1 pseudogene is annotated in these 378 nt (G+C 67.2%); it reads left to right on the plus strand.

The annotated features are described in order from the left end of the window. Positions 1-378 (plus strand): annotated as a pseudogene (locus GQ59_RS30445) (calcium-binding protein); the annotation flags it as partial.

Genomic DNA, 378 nt, shown 5'->3' on the forward strand with positions numbered 1-378 from the left:
GGGGCCGGCGCCGACACGCTGGTCGGCGGCACCGGCAACGACATCTATGTCATCGACAACGCTGCCGACGCCATCGTCGAGAGTGCCGCAGAGGGCACTGACACGATGCAGACGGCACTGGCGAGCTACACGCTTGCCGACAATGTCGAGAACCTGGTCTTCACCGGCACGCTGGCCTTTGCCGGGACGGGCAATGCCCTCGACAACACGATCACCGGCGGGGCTGCCGTGGACACGCTGTCGGGTGGTGGCGGCGACGACACGCTGGACGGCAAGGCCGGCGCCGATGTCCTGATCGGCGGCACCGGCGACGATACCTACATCGTCGACAACGCCGCCGACGTCCTGACAGAAAACGCCGACGAGGGCACCGATACC

This window comes from Neorhizobium vignae (genome assembly GCF_000732195.1).
In the GTDB taxonomy this organism is placed as follows: domain Bacteria; phylum Pseudomonadota; class Alphaproteobacteria; order Rhizobiales; family Rhizobiaceae; genus Neorhizobium; species Neorhizobium vignae.